Below are 15,936 nucleotides of genomic sequence, written 5' to 3' on the forward strand. Positions count from 1 at the left end.
ATGTTCCTGTACGTTCAAGACCCTGGGGGGTGGAGATTTGCCGCAGAACACCATGAAACCGACACATCCCCATGCGGTCACCGATCTCTGTGACGAAGGAGCACGGCTCTACGTCAGTGCTCTCAACACCGGACGGATCAGCCGATCCGACGCGGAAGTGGCACCCTGCCTCCTCGAATTCGCCCTGTTGCATCCGGATCCGGACGATGCGAACTGGCTGCGCCCCGTCCCCCCGTCCGTCGCGCTGGCGCAAAGACTGCACCCCATCGAGCGGGAGATCGTGGACCGCCGGCGGCTGTCCATCGAACTGACCGACGCGTTCGAACCGTTCATGGCCATCAGTGCCCAGAGCCCGGCGAGCACCCATGCCATCACGGTGCTGGAAGGCTTCGACCGGATCAACGCCGCGCTCAATCTCGCCACAGCGGAGTGCCGCACGGAAATGCTGACGATCCAGCCCGGCGGGGGCCGCAGCGCGCACGTCCTGACCCAGGCCCTGGAGCGGGACCGCCCGCTGATCGACCGCGGCGTCAGCATCCGCACGCTGTACCAGCACACGGCCAGGTACAGCCAGGGCACGCTCGCCTACGTCGAGCGCATATCCGCCGGCAAGGTGGAGATCCGCACCCTTGAGGAACTCATCGAGCGCCTCATCGTGTTCGACCGTACGGTGGCGTTCATTCCCGCACGGGACGACCGCCGGGTGGCCCTGGAGCTGAGGCACCCGGGACTGGTCGAGTACCTCATCAAGGTCTTCGAGCAACTCTGGCGGCGCGCCGTGCCGTTGGTGGAAGAGGTCCCGTACGACCCCACACCGGACGGCATCTCGGGCGTCCAGCGGTCCATTGCCAGGCTCCTGATCGAGGGCCACGTCGACGAGGCCATCGCCCGTCGTCTGGGGATGAACGTCCGCACCTGCCGCGCCCATATCGCCAAGCTCGCCGCCGCGCTCGGCAGCGGCAGCCGTGCCCAGCTCGGCTTCCTGATCGCGAAGTCCGGCATCCTGGAAGCGGAGTGCCTGCCCGGCGGCGCGAACGACTGATCACCCCTCAGTACCGGACGGTTTTACTCCACTATGCCTGCGGCGGGCGCGCCGGTACCACCGTCATCTTGTTGCAGTGCAGCAACCGGAGCATCGAGCAGCCCCGACCGCACGATGCTCACCCCCAGCTGCACGCGGTTCGTGCTGCCGAAGACCGCGGACAGGTGCGCGACATGCTTGCGGCAGGTGCGCACGCTGATGCCGAGCCGTCGCGCGACGACCTCGTCGGCGTATCCCTCGGCGAGTAACCGCGCGATGGCCGCCTGCCGCTCGGTCACACCGTCCACCGTGGAAGAGGACGGCGTGGCCCCGGACGTCTGCAACGCCTGGTGCCACAACCGCTCGAAGACGGAGACCAGGTACTCGACCAGGGCCGGCTGGCGGAGCTCCAGCGCCGACGAGAGGCCGTCCGGGGCGGCAGGGATGAAAGCCACGGCCCGGTCCATGACGAACATGCGCTGCGGCAGGTCGCTGAGGCTGCGCACCTCAAGGGCGTCACCGACCTGGTGGAGGAAGCTCTTCAGCGCCGGGCTGTGCAGCGAGGCGCGCCCGTACAGGCTGCGCATCCGCACGCCCTTGTCCCGTAGCCGCAGATGCTTCGGCAGGGCCTCGCGAAGGACGGACTCGCTGCGCACACCGGGCTGTATGCACAGCAGCTCCGTCCCGCACGCGTTGACGGCGCTCTCGACCGCCGCATTGATCCGGGGCAGCCCCTCCAGCACCGCGATCCCACCGGTGCCGGCCGCCGGCTGCGGCGTCCCGATCGCGCTGAACCGCTCCAACGACCGCGCAACCCTCGCCTCCCGCGTCCTTGACGCATGGATCTCCGCCTCGATGTCCTCCAGCGCCGTGTGCAGCGCCACCGACGGTGGTGTGGGCACCAGCCGCTCCAGGTCGTCCGGGTCAGGGTGCAGCAGGCCCAGGTCGATCAGGCACGGCGCGTCCGCCACCTCCCCTCGCCGCACGCAGCCGCGTCGCAGCGCCTCGCCGTAGACCGAGGCGCCCGCCTCGCACAGCTCCGCCAGATCATGCGTGTGATGCGCCATCCCCGTCCCCCCGGACGCCACGTGGACCACCGACGACTTCAACCGGTGATCCTACGAGGCCCGGTGGCGGACGCAGCCGTCCAAGAGACGATGACAGCCGTGGCCGTACGAGGGGGTCGTACGGCCACGGCCGGTATGGAGGCCGGACCGATCCCCGGAGTGGTGCGCTCGCGCCTCAAGTGTGCCCCTCGGGCCGCTGTCACCCATGCTGCCTTGCTTCCGACACCGCTAGTGCAAGGGCGAACAGGGCCAGCGTGACCAGCCACGCAGCCATGCTTCCGGCTGGGTAGAGGGCGATGGCCCACCAGGTGTGGGTCGCGTGACCATCGGGTTGGTAGGCGCGGCCAAGGATGAGGTTGGCGATGAGGAACATCAGGCCGGCCGCTGCGGCGGTCGCCTCGTTGGTGAGACGTCGTGTGAGGAGGGCGAGAGCGAGGAGGAGGGTGATATTGCGAGCGACGTCCATCCCCACGACCAGCCCGGCTGCCTGGGCGAGCACGACGGTGAGGAGGACAGCACCGGATTCGAATCGGCGAACGGGCACCACAGCCGTGCTTTCGGCTTCACGTAGCCGTCGTTCCAAGCAGTACATGACGGCGACGACAGCCAGGATCGGGGTGAAGTAGGCGAGGCGAACTCCGGTCAGACCGCCGACGAGGCTGGGAACGGGAACCTCGGTGGCGCCGACCGTCCAGCACACCAGGACGAGCAGAGCGAGTGCCAGGGGCACGGCCCACCAGCGGCGCACTGTGACTGCGTAGAGGTTCATGGGGCGACCTGCCTGCAGTGCTTCTGGCTCGTGGCTGCCTTGTTGAACCAGGCGGTCTGCTCTTCGGCAGGAAGCCGACGGATCTCCTGGAGTGCCGCCCAGTCTCCGCGGGGCAGGCCATTCCTTACGGCCTGTTCGTTCACCCCCATCACCAGCGCGGCCCACGCGGCGGCGGGTGAGCCCGGCTGTCCGCAGTCGGTCACACCGCCGAACGCGGCTGTCCCCGCTACTGCGGACTCCGCCAGATTCGCCGCGTACTGCTGACGGTCGTTGTCGGCTCGGTCCGGAGGAAGCGACCAGTGCAGCGGCCATGTGCCCGGTTTGAGAGGCAATTTCTGGGATCTGACGCTCAGCTCCCGCGGGGCAGGTATCCCTGCGATCTTCAGTCGTTCGATCGGAGCCAGCGCATCGCGGCGCAGCTGTTCCACGTACGGCTGGTACTCCGGCGGCGCGCATACTCTTGGCACCTCTCCGGTGCAGGCCATGGCGACGCTGCGGGGACTCGTCGGATGGTGGTAGCCCCAATCGATCACCAGGACGCGTCCGCCGACCAACGTGGCGGCCGCCACGAGGATGCTGACGCCCACGCCCCATACGCGTCGGCGTACACGGACCAGGAGGCAGGAGGCGAGGGCGAGGCCGGCGGCGACGAGCCACGGCACGGTGTACACGGCGGTGTCGCGTACATCGGTGACGGTCGATGTCCCGTCGACGAAGCCTCCCAGGTGCCGCACCCAGGGGCTGGACAGTGTGTGCGGGATGGACAGCCAGGCCCAGCAGCCGATTCCGGCGATGGGTGCTGCGATGCTCCTGGGCAGGATGCCTCCGAGGCACCAGCCGATGAGCAGCCAGCCCAGGGGGAGAACGAACAGATGGGCGACGGCGAGCCACCCGAAGCTGTCAGGCCACACACCCACAGCCCTGCGGGCCAGCACGAGGGCCCCGACGATGAGGGCGAGGTGCAGTGTCAAGACCGGTGTGGCGGCCCGCAGGAGTTGTTGCGGGATGCTGCGTGCGCTGGTGGCTCGCACACCGCCCAGCAGACGGTGGCGGCCGGCTTCCCATGCGGCGGCCCCTGCTACCGCAGGCGCGATGGTCGCCAGACCATAGGCTGCCAGCTCGCCGGATTCCACTCCGTATCCCGAAGGCACGGGGTGAGCGACGTCGCCCATGTACATGCCGATATAGAGCCACGCGGGGAGCAGCAGCCACGGTGCGGCCGAAGCGCGGAGATTCGCCCAGGTGATCATTCGGTCGCCTCCAGCAGCGAGGCGTAGGCGCTCTCCAGTCGGCGCCCCGGCGCACAGTCGGGCTGGGCGTGGGCGGCGAACGCATCAACCGCTCCTCTGAACCTTGACCGCCCCGCTTCGAGCACCACGACCTCGTCGAAAGCCTGGTCGATGTCGCCGATGTCATGGGTGGAGACGATGACGTGGACCGTGCCTCGCAGCGAGATCAGCAAGTCGAGGAACCGGCGCCGCTGGTGTGGGTCCAGTCCTACGGTGGGCTCGTCGAGGAGTAGCAGCTCCGCATCATGGACGAGTGCTTGTGCAATGGCGATCCGCTGCTGCTGACCACCGGACAGCGTCCTGATCTTTTTGTTGATCTTGTCCGTGAGGCCGACTCGCTCGATCGCCTCTGGCGCGGCGCGCCAGGCGTCACGTTCCCTCATGCCCTTGAGCCAGCCGATATAGGCCACATGCTCCCTGCACGTCATTCCCGGCAGGAATCCGGGGCGCTGCGGCAGCCAGGAGACCTTGCTCCGGTAGGCCCGCTTGTGCCTGCGGTCGTTAGGATCAAGGCTTCCGTAGCTGATGAGCCCGGACTGCGGCTTGGCGGCACCGGCGCCGAGGGAGAGCAGAGTGCTCTTGCCCGCGCCGTTGGGTCCGAGGAGGACGGTATGTCCAGGTGAGAACTCCAGATCAAGCCGGTCGAGGACCGGGCGAGAAGTGCCTGGATACCGGAAGGTGCAGGACTGGAAGTGCAAGGGCATGGGTGGTACCTCGGCGCCGGAAGGAAGGCACCTTCGGCCCCACTCGCCTGGGCTGCGTGGGGCCGAAGGAGCAGGATCTTTAGTAGTAGACGGTAAGCGAGTTGACCCAGAGTCTTCCGGTGGCGGCCGCCTCGTTGACGGCGAAGTAGTAGTCGCCGGAGCCGTGATCGGACCAGTTGCCGGTAGAGGTGTAGCCGGCGCCCCTGAAGCAGTTCGTGAACACCGCCGTCGCGTAGGCCGGGTCAGGGCCGAAGGTGTCCTTACGGAGGCGGACTTCAGCGCCGCTGTAGGAGCCGGAGCAGCCGGTGAACGTGATCGTGGTGGTGCCACCGCCGTCGTACCAGCGGCGGGATTCGAAGCCGGGTGCGACTCCCGACAGGGAGCTGGACCAGCTCGCTGCGTGAGCGGGTGCCGCAACGACACCGAGAACAGCTGCTGCGCCGAGCACAACGGCACCTATCCGGCGACCTGACTCACGCAAGGCAGCAGTGCGTACAGATTGCATGATCCCCCCAGGGGTCGTCTTGTGCGGACAACGAGGACTGCATGTACGCGATCAATGTCGTTGACCGGCACACGAATCCCCCCATTTGGTCTATCGAGATGCGGCCCCGGTGAAGATGTGTTCGCTCACCGACATGGCGTCGCCGTAGGCCGGCGCCCACCATGTCTTCAGCCGTCTCGCCGGCGACTCTCTCTTGGCCACGGCGCAGCCGCCACCGTCATCTTGTTGCACTGCACAAAGTGGAGCCGCGCAACGCCCATCCAGCGGGAGCGAGTACACCCTGCCCATAACTCCCCTGTCTCACCTGCGGGTTAGACTCCAGGTCACCAGCCGGAGCGGCCTCGTGCCAGGGCGGGACCGACCATCCTGCCCGGCGCGCGCAGGGCCGGTCGGGGCGGCGGATGACCGGGGGCGACGCAATGGGATCAGACATGTCCGGGCTGGGGCTCTCCGCTCCTGAAGAGGCCGTGTACCGGCACTTCCTGAGGAATCCGGACACCTCCGACGACGAGATCCACACACTGCTGGGCCTGGATCGGCACGAGGTGCGCGCGGGCGTGCACCGCCTGTGCGCGCTGGGGGTGCTGAACCGCACCGGACCGAACGCGCTGGCCTCCGCGGACCCGGAGACCACCGTGGAGCGCCTCACCGACCTGCGTCTGCGGGAGCTCCACAGGGAGCTGGCCCGGGTCACCCAGGCGCGGCACCTCGTCGCCGAGCTGCGGCAGGAGCAACCCAGGGACGGCGTCTGCGCGGCGCGCGTCGAGCGGCTGGCGGACGTCGAGCGGATCCGCGCCCGGATCGACGACCTCGCCTTCTTCGCCCGCGAGGAGATCCTCTCGGTCGAGCCGTACGCCGAGCTGACGCCCGAGAACATCGCGCACGCCCGTCCCCTCGACCAGCGCTGCCTGCGGCGCGGCGTGCGGATCCGCAGCGTCGTGCCGCGCACGGCGCTCGACCACCCGCCCACCGCCGGCTACCTGCGCGAGCTGGCCTCGCAGGGCGCGCAGATCCGGGTCGCGCAGACCGTCACCGAGCGCATCCTCGTCTACGACCGCAGCACCGCCCTGGTGCCCGCGGACCCCGACGACACCACGCGCGGCGCCCTGCTCGCCCGTGAGGACGGGCTCGTCGCCAACGTGCTCGCCCTGTTCGAGAAGATCTGGAGCCAGGCGGAGCGCCTGCCGCCGCACGGCCAGGGCGGCCACGGCCCCGAGCACCCGACCGAGCTGGAACAACGCGTCCTGGAATCGATGTGCCGGGTCAGCAAGGACGAGATCGGCGCCCGCGAGCTGGGCATCTCCGTCCGCACCTACCGGCGCCATGTGGCCGACCTGATGCAGCTGCTCGGCGCGGCGGGCCGGCCGCAGGCCGCCCTGCTGGCCCGTGAGCGCGGCTGGATCTGAACCTCACCCGTGAGGGTCCGGCAGTGACCATCCGCGCAGCGCGCGGTCCCGCAGCGCCCCGGCCACCGCCGCGCGCGCCGCGTCCGGACCGGCCCCGAGCCACAGCGTGATCCGGTCCGCGGACACACGCGTGGCGCAGGGCCATTCCGGCGGCAGCAGGGCCAGCAGGCGTATCACCGTCAGGGGCGCGGCGGGCGCGTCCGCGGCCCGGCGCACGACACGGATCTCCGCCTCGTGGCCGCCGTTCCCACCGCTCATGACGCGGGGCCGAGAACCGGAGCCGTACGGACGCCGAACTCGCGCCGCAGGGCGGAACGCGCCGCCCAGTAGCCCGACATGCCGTGCACGCTGGGGCCGGGTGGCGTGGACGCCGAGCACAGGTACACCCCGCGCAGGGGTGTCCGGTAGGGGTCGAGCCGGGGCACGGGACGCAGCAGCGACTGCGTGAGGCTGATGGCTCCCGAAAGGATGTCGCCGCCCACGTAGTTCGGGTTGTACGCCTCGAACCCGGCGGCGGTGACGGCCCGTTCGGCCAGGACCGTGTCCGTGAAGCCGGGGGCGTGCCGCTCGATCGCGGCCCGGATCATCGGCAGCGGGTCACGTGTGTCGCCGTTGGGCACGTGCGCGTACGCCCACACCGGCCGCCTGCCCCGCACCTCCCGCCCCGGGTCGGTGACGGCGGGATCGACGAGCATGACGAACGGTTCGGTGGTCGGGACGCCGCGCGCCGCGAGCGTCTCCTGCCGCAGCATCGTGGCGCGGCTGCCGCCCAGGTGGACCGTGCCCGCGCGGCCGATGTCCGGGTCGCGCCAGGGGATCGGCGCGGAGACCAGGAAGTCCGCCTTCGCCGCGCCGGGGCCGTACCGGAAGCGCGCCAGGGCCCGCGCGTAGCGGTCCGGCAGCCTGTCCCCGGCGAGCGCGAGGAAGCCCTTCGGCGCCACGTCCAGCAGGACGGTCCGTGCGCCCTTCAGCTCCCGCAGGTCGGCGACGGGCGCTCCGGTGCGGATGCGGCCGCCGTGCGCCACGAGGTCGTCGGCGAGTGCGCGGGCGATGGCGGCACTGCCTCCCCTCGGCAGCGGCCAGCCCGTGCTGTGGCCGAGGTGTCCGAGCAGCAGGGCTGTCGCACCGGAGGCGAGGCTGGGCAGCCGCCCGACCGCGTGCGAGGCCACACCGGTGAGCAGCGCGGCCGCCTCCTCGGTCGCGAACCCGTGGAAGGGGCTGCCGTGGCGCAGCACGCGCGGCGCCAGCAGGGCCGGGGCGGCGAGGCCGTCGGGCCGGGAACGCTGCCCGGACAGCATGAAGTCGACGACGCCGGTGCTGTGCGCGACCAGGGGTTCCATGAGCCTGCGCCACCGTGCGCCGTCGGCGCCGAGTCCGGCACAGGTGGTCGCGAGGTCGCGGTGGGCGAGCGCGGCGGGCCGCCCGTCGAGGGGATGGGCGTAGCTGATCGCGGGCTGGAGGAGTTCCACCCCGCGGGCGGCGAGGCCGAACTCGCGGAAGAACCGCGAGGCGGCGGCCATGGGGTGCACCGCGGAGCAGATGTCGTGCACGACCTCGCTGTCGAAGAGCGAGGCGGTGCGCAGTCCGCCGCCGATGTCGTCGGCGCGTTCACGGAGTTCGACGCGCAGACCGGCGCGGGCCATGGTGACCGCGGCGGCGAGTCCGTTGGGGCCGCTGCCGACGACAGCGACGTCGACGTCCGTCATCCGCCCGCCGGCCTCTCGGGGGTTCCCCGGCCCTGCGGGGCCTTCTTCGCCTCGGCGAGCAGCTTCAGCCCCGCCCGGTCCGTCCCGGCGGGCCGGCCGCCGAGCCGGTGCACGACCGCCCAGGTGGTGGTGCCGGGGAAGGCCCCCGCGAAGACGGAGGCGTCCCGCGTCGCCCCGTTGTGCCAGCGCAGCTCGCCCGCGCTCTGCCAGGACACCGCGGGTTCGCCCAGCGCCCCGTCCACCAGCAGGCCCTGCACGAGGCGCGCCACGGCCCGCGGGGTCGCCCACAGGCCGCCGGCGGGCAGGATCGGACCGGTCATGGTCCAGGGGGTGCGGGGCCGCCCGAACAGGCCGCGGGCGGTCAGCGTCCGGTCGGCGGGCGGCCGGGCGGTGACGTCGTCGACGCCGAGCGGCGTGAGCACGTGCGCGCGCAGCAGTTCCTCGTACGTGCCGCCGCCGGCCGCCTCCAGGGCGGCGCCGAGGACGGCGTAGCCGAGGTTGGAGTACTCCTCGCCCGCGCCCGGCTTCCGCACGGCGATCGCGTCGAGCCGCCGCAGGACCCTGTCGAACTCCTCGGCGTCGAGGGTGGCGTACGGGTCGCGGGGGTCGGTCGACGTCGGCAGCGGATGCAGGCGGGGCAGACCCGAGGTGTGGTCCGCCAGCTGCCGCAGCGTGATCTCCGATCCGGCGGGAACGGCCGGAAGCCATGCGGTCAGCCGGTCGTCGGGGTCGAGCCGGCCGGCGTCGGCGAGCCGCGCCAGCAGGGTTCCGGTGAGCGCCTTGGTGAGGGATCCGATCTCCACGTACGCGTCCGGGTCGTGGCCGTGCTCGGCCCGTACGGGACCGGTTCCGGTGATCGCGCACACCGGCGCGGGACGCAGCAACCGCCTCATGCGCCGGTCCACTTCCGCAGCAGCGCCAGGCGCTCGGTCGGCTTCGGGGTCGTACCGCCGGCGACCCTGCCCCACGCCGTGAGCGTCCGGGGGGACGCGGTGCCGTCGACGAACCGGGCGAGCAGGTCCTGCGAGAGGGCGAACTCCTCCTCGACGTACGCACCGGCGGCCGCCGAATGGACGGCCAGCTCCTCGGCACCGTGGGCGGTCTCGAGCCGCAGCAGCATCTCCGGCGGTTCACCGGCGCCGCCCAGCGCCGCCGTGAGGACGGTCTCCACGGCCAGCGCCAGCCGGCGGCGGGAAGCGCTGCGCACCGGGGCGCCCTCGACCGTCGCCGAGCGCAGCTCCGCCCATGTCCAGGCCCGGTGGCCGCCGGCCGCCGCGGCCTCCATGCCCTGCTCCGTCAGCCGGACACCACGGCCCTCGGTGCCCGGCGGGGCGCCCACGTGCACCGCGTCCTCGGTGATCCAGAACAGTCCGACCATCGCCACAGTTGACTCCCGTTCATGTTGTACGTCCCGTCCGGGCGGGCGGCACGGCCGCCTGCACCCGGACGGTCAGCCTGCATTCTCGGCAGAGGCCGTCCGCGCCGCCGTCACGGCGGACTGTTCCGGCCATCCGGCCCGCTCCCGTACGGAGGCCCCGACGCGGTCGCGGACGCGGTCCACCAGTCGGATCCCCGCGGCGAGCGGCCGGCTCAGGAAGATGAGGTCGCAGGCCACCATCGTGAGGGCGAACCCGGTGAGCCCCATGAAGAAGGCGATCGACAGGTGGAAGCCGATCGACGCCACGGCCGCCCAGGGACGCAGCCTCGGCACGAGCACGCCCAGCGGGAAGTAGACCAGGAACAGGGTGGTGGCGTAGGTGCCGACGATCACCAGCAGGTCGTTCTCGTACACCAGCCGTGAGAATCCCGGGAGTTCGAACTCGGGGATGCGCATGATGTAGAAGAGCGCCGTGCCGTCCTGCCACAGCTTGCCCTGCACCTTGTAGAGGCCGCTGGTGACGTACACGAGGCAGATCTGCACCGCGACGGCGAGCACGCCCAGGTTGTGCAGCGGGTTCTGCGCGGCGCGCAGGCCGGCGGGCAGCCGGTCCTTGATGCGCCCGGCCAGGCCGCTCGTCAGGGAGAGCCGGTCGTAGCAGCGGGTGAGCATCAGCATGGGGATGACGAGGTACGCGAGGTTGTCGCCGCCGTCGAGCAGGAACTGGTCCCGCTGGTACACCGACCACAGGAACACCCAGTGCAGGGCGAGCAACGGCCGTCCGCCGACGCCCAGCATGACGGCGAGCGCCAGCAGCATGCCGAGGTGGAAGACCAGCTCGAACCAGGCCGTCGAGGTGCTGACCGCGTAGAGGCTGAAGGTGCCCGTCTCGTCCAGGACGGTGAGGAAACGGCTCCAGGACTCGACGCCCGAGGGGCCGAAGAGATAGTGCCGGTCGGCGTACTGCGAGGCGTAGAACATGAAGCCGACGAAGCCGAGCAGGGCCCGCGTGCCGGAGACGCCCAGGACGGCGAACGGCGTCGAGCCGAGCCGGTCGAGCGAGGTCAGGGAACGGCTCGCCGAGGCGCGCAGCCGCGCGCGAAGTGAGGTGATCACCGCAGTTCGTCCGCCTTCTGCCAGTCGAAGTCCTGCACCTGCACCGTGTCCTTGCCTGCCTTCGCCGGGGCGTTGCGCTGCGACCAGGGCGGCAGTTCGCGCACGTACATGCGCACCTGGATCCGCCGGGGGTCACCGCCGCAGGCGTCGGGCATCTGGGTCAGGGAGTAACGGGAGAGGAAGCGGACCGCGTTGTCCTGCGCCTTCTGCTCCTCGGGCATCAGGCGGACCTTCCCCTTCGCGTCCTTCTGGTCCTTCGCGATGTCGTCCTTGTGCTTCTCCCGCAGCCGGTCGAGCAGCGGGTCGGTCGCGTTGATGGACTGCATGGGCGCGGAGACCAGCCGCGACATGCGGGAGGGGAAGAACCTGCTCTCCTGTGCCGCGCGCACGTAGGGAGTGGTGACGTCGTGGTAGTCGGTGACGCTCCCGTCCCGGCACTGGGCCCGGGCCAGCACGCCCCGGTCGTCGGCGAGGGGATCGGGCGCGAAGAGCATCCAGTTCTGCAGGAAGTACGGGTTCAGATAGCCCTTCACCTTGTCGAAGTGGCGGACCTTCAACGGGGTGGCGGGGGCCTGGGAGAAGGAGGCGAGAGCGAGGTGAAGGCCCAGGAGGGCGGCGCCGCCGAGCAGCACCACCCTCCTGATCACGAGATGACTCGTCACTTGTCGAAGACCTCTTCGACGGTCGGAGCGCCCGTGCTGGTGGTGTCCGCCGGGGCGGAGCCGAGGCTCGCGATCCGGACCACGTTGCCGACCTGGCTGCGGATGGCCTGCGTGCCGGCCAGCGCCTTGCCGTGGACGACCGCGGCCTTGGCGACGGAGCCGATCCACATCGGCTTCATGTCGGCCTTCGGCTCGGCGCTCTGGGCGGCGGAGGCGGTCACCGACGGCGCCGCGGCCTGGGCAGGGGCCTGCATGGCGAGCAGGGCGGCGACGCCGCCGAGAACCACACCGGCACCGGCAATTGCCTTCTTCACTGTTTCTCCCGTTTGTTCTTCTTCTCGGTCCGTCAGTTCACTGCCAACCGTTGACCGGCTTGCACAACTGGTCGATGGGCGGTGGCAGCCTGCGGTCGCCCGTGTGCTTCTCGCAGAATTTCTCGAGCGCCCGCCCCACCAGGCCGTGCGAAGCGTTTTCGCGTATCGACGCCGACAGCACGGGCCGCTGCTCCGCGGTGGCACCGGCCGTACCTGTCGATCCCCAGACGATGGCCGCGGACGCGGCCAGGACGACGATCGACCTGACGCGAACCGAATGACGTCTGGACTGCGCGTTCACTTGCTTCCCCCTTGACCTGACGGGTCGTTCTGACGAGGAAAACAATGCCACTGGAACAGCAGCGTCGGACCGGTTGCTCATGTCAGCTTCCTGCACGCGGCCCGGCACCTTCCTGCCGCGCCGCCCTGCCCCCGGACATGCGAAAAGGGGCTCGTCCACGAGAGCCGAAAAAGTTCGGACGGCGATGTCGAGAAACCGTGACCTGCTCCGTCCCCGAGGTGAACGCGACCACAATGGGTCGTACCAGCACCGAGGAGAAACACGATGGCCAAGTACCTGCTGCTCAAGCACTACCGAGGCGCCCCGGCCGCGGTCAACGACGTGCCCATGGACCAGTGGACGCCGGAGGAGATCTCGGCCCACGTGCAGTACATGAACGACTTCGCGGCGCGGCTCGAGAAGACCGGCGAGTTCGTCGACGGTCAGGCGCTCGCCCCCGAGGGGACGTGGGTCCGGTACGACGGCGAGGGTCGCCCGCCGGTCACCGACGGGCCGTTCGCCGAGACCAAGGACCTCATCGCCGGCTGGATGGTGATCGACGTCGACAGCTACGAGCGCGCCGTCGAGCTGGCCGGGGAGCTGTCGGCCGCTCCCGGGGCGGGCGGGAAGCCGATCCACGAGTGGCTGGAGCTGCGCCCGTTCTACGGGGTGTCGCCCACCATCACGGAGTGACGCCTCCGATGGACGAGGTCCTGCTCAGGAGCCTCACGCCGAGCGTGCTCGCCGTCCTCGTCCGCCGCGGAGCCGACTTCGCGGCGGCCGAGGACGCCGTACAGGAGGCGCTGGTCGAGGCGGTCCGCGTCTGGCCGGCCGACCTCTCCCCAAGCTCTTCGAGCAGGGGATACCCCATGCGGGACCCGAAGGGCTGGCTGGTCACCGTGGCCTGGCGCAAGTTCCTCGACGCGACCCGCGCGGACGCCGCCCGCCGCCGGCGTGAGGACCTCGTCGACGAGGAGCCGGTGCCCGGGCCCGCGCCCGCGGTGGACGACACGCTCCAGCTCTACTTTCTGTGCGCCCATCCGTCCCTGACGCCGTCGTCCGCGGTCGCGCTCACGCTGCGCGCGGTCGGGGGGCTGACCACCCGCCAGATCGCCCAGGCCTACCTGGTGCCCGAGGCCACCATGGCACAGCGCATCAGCCGGGCCAAGCGCACCGTCTCCGGCGTGCGGTTCGACCAGCCCGGCGACGTCGCCACCGTGCTGCGCGTCCTCTACCTGGTCTTCAACGAGGGCTACTCCGGCGACGTCGACCTCGCCGCCGAGGCCATCCGGCTCACCCGGCAGCTCGCGGCCCGGGTCGACCACCCCGAGGTGGCGGGGCTGCTCGCCCTCATGCTGCTCCACCACGCCCGGCGCGCCGCCCGGACCGCGCCCGACGGCAGCCTGGTGCCGCTCGCCGAGCAGGACCGCGGCCGGTGGGACACCGCGTCGATCGCCGAGGGCGTCGAGATCCTGCAGGCGGCCCTCGCCCGCGACCGGCTGGGCGAGTTCCAGGCCCAGGCCGCCATCGCGGCACTCCACGCCGACGCACCCACCGTCGAGGAGACCGACTGGGTGCAGATCGTCGAGTGGTACGACGAGCTCGTGCGCCTGACCGACAGCCCGGTCGTCCGGCTCAACCGCGCGGTGGCCGTCGGCGAGGCCGACGGACCGCGCGCCGGCCTGGCGGCGCTCGCGGCGCTGGACGACTCCTCCCCGAGCTCTTCGAGCAGGGGACACCCCATGCCCCGCCACACCGCGGTGGCGGCGTACCTCCACGAGCGCGACGGCGACCTGGAGACGGCGGCACGGCTGTACGCCGAGGCGGCCCAGAAGGCACCCAACCTCGCCGAGCGAGATCACCTGACGCGCCAGGCCGCCCGGCTCAACGCCCGCCGGACTCGCTGACCGGTCGCGCTCGGACTTTCCCTCGGCACCAGGCGCGGCCCCATGGCCGGAGCGGTGGCCTCGAAGTGAGTACCCGGGCCTCTCCACCAAGAGCCGAAAGGGCCGGAGAGCATTCGCTCTCCGGCCCTTTCGGCACACACTGCTCAGGACGATCTGCCGCCCTGGTCGGGCCGCTTGGGACGCCACACCACCAGCGCGCTCGTCTGCTGGACGTCCTGGTACGGAACGAGGTCGCGCCGGTAGGAGGCGTGGACCTGCGCCTCACGCTGCTGCATCGCCGCCGCCGCGCCCTCCACGGCCGCCGACAGCTCGGCGACGCGGGCCTGGAGCGCCGCGACCTGGTTCTCCAGCTCGATGATGCGCTTGATCCCGGCCAGATTGATGCCCTCGTCCTGCGACAACTGCTGGACGGTGCGCAGCAGTTCGATGTCGCGGGCAGAGTAGCGCCGGCCCCTTCCGGCCGTGCGGTCGGGGGAGACGAGACCCAGGCGGTCGTACTGCCGAAGAGTCTGCGGGTGCAGGCCCGACAGCTGCGCTGCCACCGAGATCACGTACACCGGCGACTCGTCGGTCAGTTCATAGGGGCTGCGACTGCGTCCCGGACGGCCCTCCATGTCATGCTCCCTTCGCGGCCTGGAACAGCTCGGCCCGCGGGTCCTCGTCCGCGGTGGCTTCGCGGTAGGCCTCCAGCGCTTCCTTCGCCTTGTCGCTGAGCTCGGTCGGCACGGCCACCTCGATGGTGACCAGCAGGTCCCCGCGCGTGCCGTCCTTGCGGACGGCGCCCTTGCCGCGGGCGCGCATCGTCCGGCCGTTGGGCGTGCCCGCAGGAAGCTTCAGCGTGACCGCGGGACCGCCGAGGGTGGGCACCTTCACCTCGCCGCCGAGCGCCGCCTCCGCGTAGGTGACGGGCACGGTGACGGTCAGGTTGTCGTCCTTGCGGCCGAAGACCGGGTGGGCGTCGACGTGGACCACCACGTACAGATCGCCGGCCGGTCCGCCGCGCTCGCCCGGTGCGCCCTTGCCGCGCAGCCGGATGCGCTGCCCGTCGGACACACCCGCCGGGATGCGCACCTGCATGGTGCGCGAGGAGCGGGCGCGTCCGCTGCCCTTGCAGACGTCGCAGGGCGTCTCGGCGATCAGGCCGCGGCCCTTGCAGTCCACGCACGGGTCGGTCAGCGAGAAGGATCCGCTGCCGCCGCGCGAGACCTGGCCGGTGCCGACGCACGTCGGACACACGCGGGGCGTGCCGTTCTTGTCGCCGGTGCCGGAGCAGGCCTTGCAGGGCGCCTGGCTGGACATTCGCAGCGGGACCGTGGCCCCGTCGACGGCCTCGGTGAAGCTGAGCGTCACCTCGGACTCGATGTCCTGGCCACGGCGCGGCTGCGTGCGCGCACCCGCGCCGGCGCCCCGGTTGAACAGGCCGCCGAACACGTCCCCCAGGCCACCGCCGAAACCGCCGGCGCCGCCCTGGCCACCGCCCGGGGCGCCCCCGAAGAGGTCGCCCAGGTCGAAGTTGAACGTGCCGCCGGCGCCGGGACCGGCCCGGAAGCCGCCGTTGCCGAACAGGGCGCGGGCCTCGTCGTACTCCTTGCGCCGCTTGGGGTCGCCGAGGATGTCGTTCGCCTCGGAGATCTCCTTGAAGCGCTCCTCCGCCTTGGCGTCGCCCTTGTTGGCGTCCGGGTGGTTCTCGCGGGCGAGCTTCCGGTACGCCTTCTTGATCTCGGCCTCGGTCGCGTCCTTGGGGACGCCGAGAACCTTGTAGTAGTCCTTCTCGACGAAGTCCTTCGTGCTCATCGACGTCCCTCCTCCCGG

General features: G+C 71.0%; 19 protein-coding genes. 4 read left to right on the forward strand and 15 right to left on the reverse strand.

Features of this window, described 5'->3' with window-relative positions; genetic code table 11:
* Positions 1-52 precede the first annotated feature (52 nt).
* Positions 53-1,042: a helix-turn-helix transcriptional regulator gene (locus QFZ82_RS19485; protein ID WP_307714389.1), complete on the forward strand. Its 990-nt coding sequence runs from the start codon at positions 53-55 to the stop codon at positions 1,040-1,042.
* Between the two features lie 23 nt (positions 1,043-1,065).
* On the opposite strand, the gene QFZ82_RS19490 is transcribed toward QFZ82_RS19485, so the two are convergent.
* The 5 genes from QFZ82_RS19490 to QFZ82_RS19510 all read right to left on the reverse strand — a co-directional run bounded on the left by QFZ82_RS19490 (position 1,066) and on the right by QFZ82_RS19510 (position 5,298).
* Positions 1,066-2,088: a helix-turn-helix transcriptional regulator gene (locus QFZ82_RS19490; RefSeq protein ID WP_307714390.1), complete on the reverse strand. Its 1,023-nt coding sequence runs from the start codon at positions 2,086-2,088 to the stop codon at positions 1,066-1,068.
* Between the two features lie 199 nt (positions 2,089-2,287).
* A complete protein-coding gene (locus QFZ82_RS19495) occupies positions 2,288-2,857 on the reverse strand; it encodes a hypothetical protein (RefSeq protein ID WP_307714391.1) in 570 nt (189 codons plus the stop codon).
* On the reverse strand, positions 2,854-4,107 hold the full coding sequence (locus tag QFZ82_RS19500; RefSeq protein WP_307714392.1) for a hypothetical protein: 1,254 nt from the start codon (positions 4,105-4,107) through the stop codon (positions 2,854-2,856). The genes QFZ82_RS19495 and QFZ82_RS19500 overlap by 4 nt, the downstream gene beginning before the upstream one ends.
* On the reverse strand, positions 4,104-4,850 hold the full coding sequence (locus QFZ82_RS19505) for an ABC transporter ATP-binding protein (RefSeq protein WP_307714393.1): 747 nt from the start codon (positions 4,848-4,850) through the stop codon (positions 4,104-4,106). The genes QFZ82_RS19500 and QFZ82_RS19505 overlap by 4 nt, the downstream gene beginning before the upstream one ends.
* A gap of 79 nt (positions 4,851-4,929) precedes the next feature.
* Positions 4,930-5,298, reverse strand: coding sequence for a hypothetical protein (locus tag QFZ82_RS19510; protein WP_307714394.1), 369 nt, complete (start codon positions 5,296-5,298; stop codon positions 4,930-4,932).
* Between the two features lie 488 nt (positions 5,299-5,786).
* Here QFZ82_RS19510 and QFZ82_RS19515 point away from each other — a divergent pair, with 488 nt between their 5' ends.
* Positions 5,787-6,761 carry a helix-turn-helix transcriptional regulator gene (locus QFZ82_RS19515; RefSeq protein ID WP_373429303.1) on the forward strand — a complete coding sequence of 325 codons (975 nt, stop codon included), beginning with the start codon at positions 5,787-5,789 and terminating at the stop codon, positions 6,759-6,761.
* A 3-nt stretch (positions 6,762-6,764) separates the two neighbouring features.
* Here QFZ82_RS19515 and QFZ82_RS19520 read toward each other — a convergent pair whose 3' ends face one another.
* From QFZ82_RS19520 to QFZ82_RS19555, 8 genes are all read right to left on the reverse strand, one after another.
* Complete coding sequence (locus QFZ82_RS19520; RefSeq protein ID WP_307714396.1) at positions 6,765-7,019, reverse strand: hypothetical protein; 255 nt, start codon at positions 7,017-7,019, stop codon at positions 6,765-6,767.
* The gene (locus QFZ82_RS19525) at positions 7,016-8,467 is read right to left on the reverse strand and encodes an NAD(P)/FAD-dependent oxidoreductase (protein WP_307714397.1); all 1,452 of its coding nucleotides are present in this window, start codon (positions 8,465-8,467) and stop codon (positions 7,016-7,018) included. The genes QFZ82_RS19520 and QFZ82_RS19525 overlap by 4 nt, the downstream gene beginning before the upstream one ends.
* Positions 8,464-9,360 carry a serine hydrolase gene (locus tag QFZ82_RS19530; protein WP_307714398.1) on the reverse strand — a complete coding sequence of 299 codons (897 nt, stop codon included), beginning with the start codon at positions 9,358-9,360 and terminating at the stop codon, positions 8,464-8,466. Before QFZ82_RS19530 ends, QFZ82_RS19525 begins: the two co-directional genes overlap by 4 nt.
* Positions 9,357-9,845, reverse strand: coding sequence for a hypothetical protein (locus QFZ82_RS19535; RefSeq protein ID WP_307714399.1), 489 nt, complete (start codon positions 9,843-9,845; stop codon positions 9,357-9,359). The genes QFZ82_RS19530 and QFZ82_RS19535 overlap by 4 nt, the downstream gene beginning before the upstream one ends.
* Before the next feature lie 72 nt (positions 9,846-9,917).
* Positions 9,918-10,961 (reverse strand): HTTM domain-containing protein, encoded by a 1,044-nt coding sequence (locus tag QFZ82_RS19540; protein WP_307714400.1) that lies wholly within the window; start codon positions 10,959-10,961, stop codon positions 9,918-9,920.
* Positions 10,958-11,623 carry a DUF5819 family protein gene (locus QFZ82_RS19545; protein ID WP_307714401.1) on the reverse strand — a complete coding sequence of 222 codons (666 nt, stop codon included), beginning with the start codon at positions 11,621-11,623 and terminating at the stop codon, positions 10,958-10,960. The genes QFZ82_RS19540 and QFZ82_RS19545 overlap by 4 nt, the downstream gene beginning before the upstream one ends.
* Positions 11,620-11,937, reverse strand: a complete 318-nt coding sequence (locus QFZ82_RS19550) for a hypothetical protein (RefSeq protein WP_177149729.1) — start codon at positions 11,935-11,937, stop codon at positions 11,620-11,622. The genes QFZ82_RS19545 and QFZ82_RS19550 overlap by 4 nt, the downstream gene beginning before the upstream one ends.
* A 37-nt stretch (positions 11,938-11,974) precedes the next feature.
* On the reverse strand, positions 11,975-12,238 hold the full coding sequence (locus QFZ82_RS19555; protein WP_307714402.1) for a hypothetical protein: 264 nt from the start codon (positions 12,236-12,238) through the stop codon (positions 11,975-11,977).
* 264 nt (positions 12,239-12,502) lie between these two features.
* Between QFZ82_RS19555 and QFZ82_RS19560 the strand changes: the two genes are divergently transcribed.
* Entirely contained in the window at positions 12,503-12,910 is a 408-nt protein-coding gene (locus QFZ82_RS19560) for a YciI family protein (protein WP_257537232.1), read from the forward strand.
* An 8-nt stretch (positions 12,911-12,918) separates the two neighbouring features.
* Positions 12,919-14,124 carry an RNA polymerase sigma factor gene (locus QFZ82_RS19565; protein WP_307717771.1) on the forward strand — a complete coding sequence of 402 codons (1,206 nt, stop codon included), beginning with the start codon at positions 12,919-12,921 and terminating at the stop codon, positions 14,122-14,124.
* A 143-nt stretch (positions 14,125-14,267) separates the two neighbouring features.
* Here the strand turns inward: QFZ82_RS19565 and QFZ82_RS19570 are convergent, their stop codons facing one another.
* Together QFZ82_RS19570 and dnaJ are read right to left on the reverse strand one after the other, a co-directional pair.
* Positions 14,268-14,738: a heat shock protein transcriptional repressor HspR gene (locus tag QFZ82_RS19570; protein ID WP_177149732.1), complete on the reverse strand. Its 471-nt coding sequence runs from the start codon at positions 14,736-14,738 to the stop codon at positions 14,268-14,270.
* Position 14,739: 1 nt separating this feature from the next.
* Positions 14,740-15,918 (reverse strand): molecular chaperone DnaJ, encoded by a 1,179-nt coding sequence (gene dnaJ / locus QFZ82_RS19575; protein WP_307714403.1) that lies wholly within the window; start codon positions 15,916-15,918, stop codon positions 14,740-14,742.
* Positions 15,919-15,936 lie beyond the last annotated feature (18 nt).

The organism is Streptomyces sp. V4I23, from assembly GCF_030817975.1.
Lineage (GTDB): Bacteria > Actinomycetota > Actinomycetes > Streptomycetales > Streptomycetaceae > Streptomyces.

What these genes read in the sequence shown, in the direction of transcription:
- QFZ82_RS19485 (WP_307714389.1), top strand. Translation starts at nt 53, where the DNA reads ATGAAACCGACACATCCCCATGCGGTCACCGATCTCTGTGACGAAGGA.
- QFZ82_RS19490 (WP_307714390.1), bottom strand. Translation starts at nt 2,088, where the DNA reads ATGGCGCATCACACGCATGATCTGGCGGAGCTGTGCGAGGCGGGCGCC.
- QFZ82_RS19495 (WP_307714391.1), bottom strand. Translation starts at nt 2,857, where the DNA reads ATGAACCTCTACGCAGTCACAGTGCGCCGCTGGTGGGCCGTGCCCCTG.
- QFZ82_RS19500 (WP_307714392.1), bottom strand. Translation starts at nt 4,107, where the DNA reads ATGATCACCTGGGCGAATCTCCGCGCTTCGGCCGCACCGTGGCTGCTG.
- QFZ82_RS19505 (WP_307714393.1), bottom strand. Translation starts at nt 4,850, where the DNA reads ATGCCCTTGCACTTCCAGTCCTGCACCTTCCGGTATCCAGGCACTTCT.
- QFZ82_RS19515 (WP_373429303.1), top strand. Translation starts at nt 5,787, where the DNA reads ATGTCCGGGCTGGGGCTCTCCGCTCCTGAAGAGGCCGTGTACCGGCAC.
- QFZ82_RS19520 (WP_307714396.1), bottom strand. Translation starts at nt 7,019, where the DNA reads ATGAGCGGTGGGAACGGCGGCCACGAGGCGGAGATCCGTGTCGTGCGC.
- QFZ82_RS19525 (WP_307714397.1), bottom strand. Translation starts at nt 8,467, where the DNA reads ATGACGGACGTCGACGTCGCTGTCGTCGGCAGCGGCCCCAACGGACTC.
- QFZ82_RS19530 (WP_307714398.1), bottom strand. Translation starts at nt 9,360, where the DNA reads ATGAGGCGGTTGCTGCGTCCCGCGCCGGTGTGCGCGATCACCGGAACC.
- QFZ82_RS19535 (WP_307714399.1), bottom strand. Translation starts at nt 9,845, where the DNA reads ATGGTCGGACTGTTCTGGATCACCGAGGACGCGGTGCACGTGGGCGCC.
- QFZ82_RS19560 (WP_257537232.1), top strand. Translation starts at nt 12,503, where the DNA reads ATGGCCAAGTACCTGCTGCTCAAGCACTACCGAGGCGCCCCGGCCGCG.
- QFZ82_RS19565 (WP_307717771.1), top strand. Translation starts at nt 12,919, where the DNA reads ATGGACGAGGTCCTGCTCAGGAGCCTCACGCCGAGCGTGCTCGCCGTC.
- QFZ82_RS19570 (WP_177149732.1), bottom strand. Translation starts at nt 14,738, where the DNA reads ATGGAGGGCCGTCCGGGACGCAGTCGCAGCCCCTATGAACTGACCGAC.
- dnaJ (WP_307714403.1), bottom strand. Translation starts at nt 15,918, where the DNA reads ATGAGCACGAAGGACTTCGTCGAGAAGGACTACTACAAGGTTCTCGGC.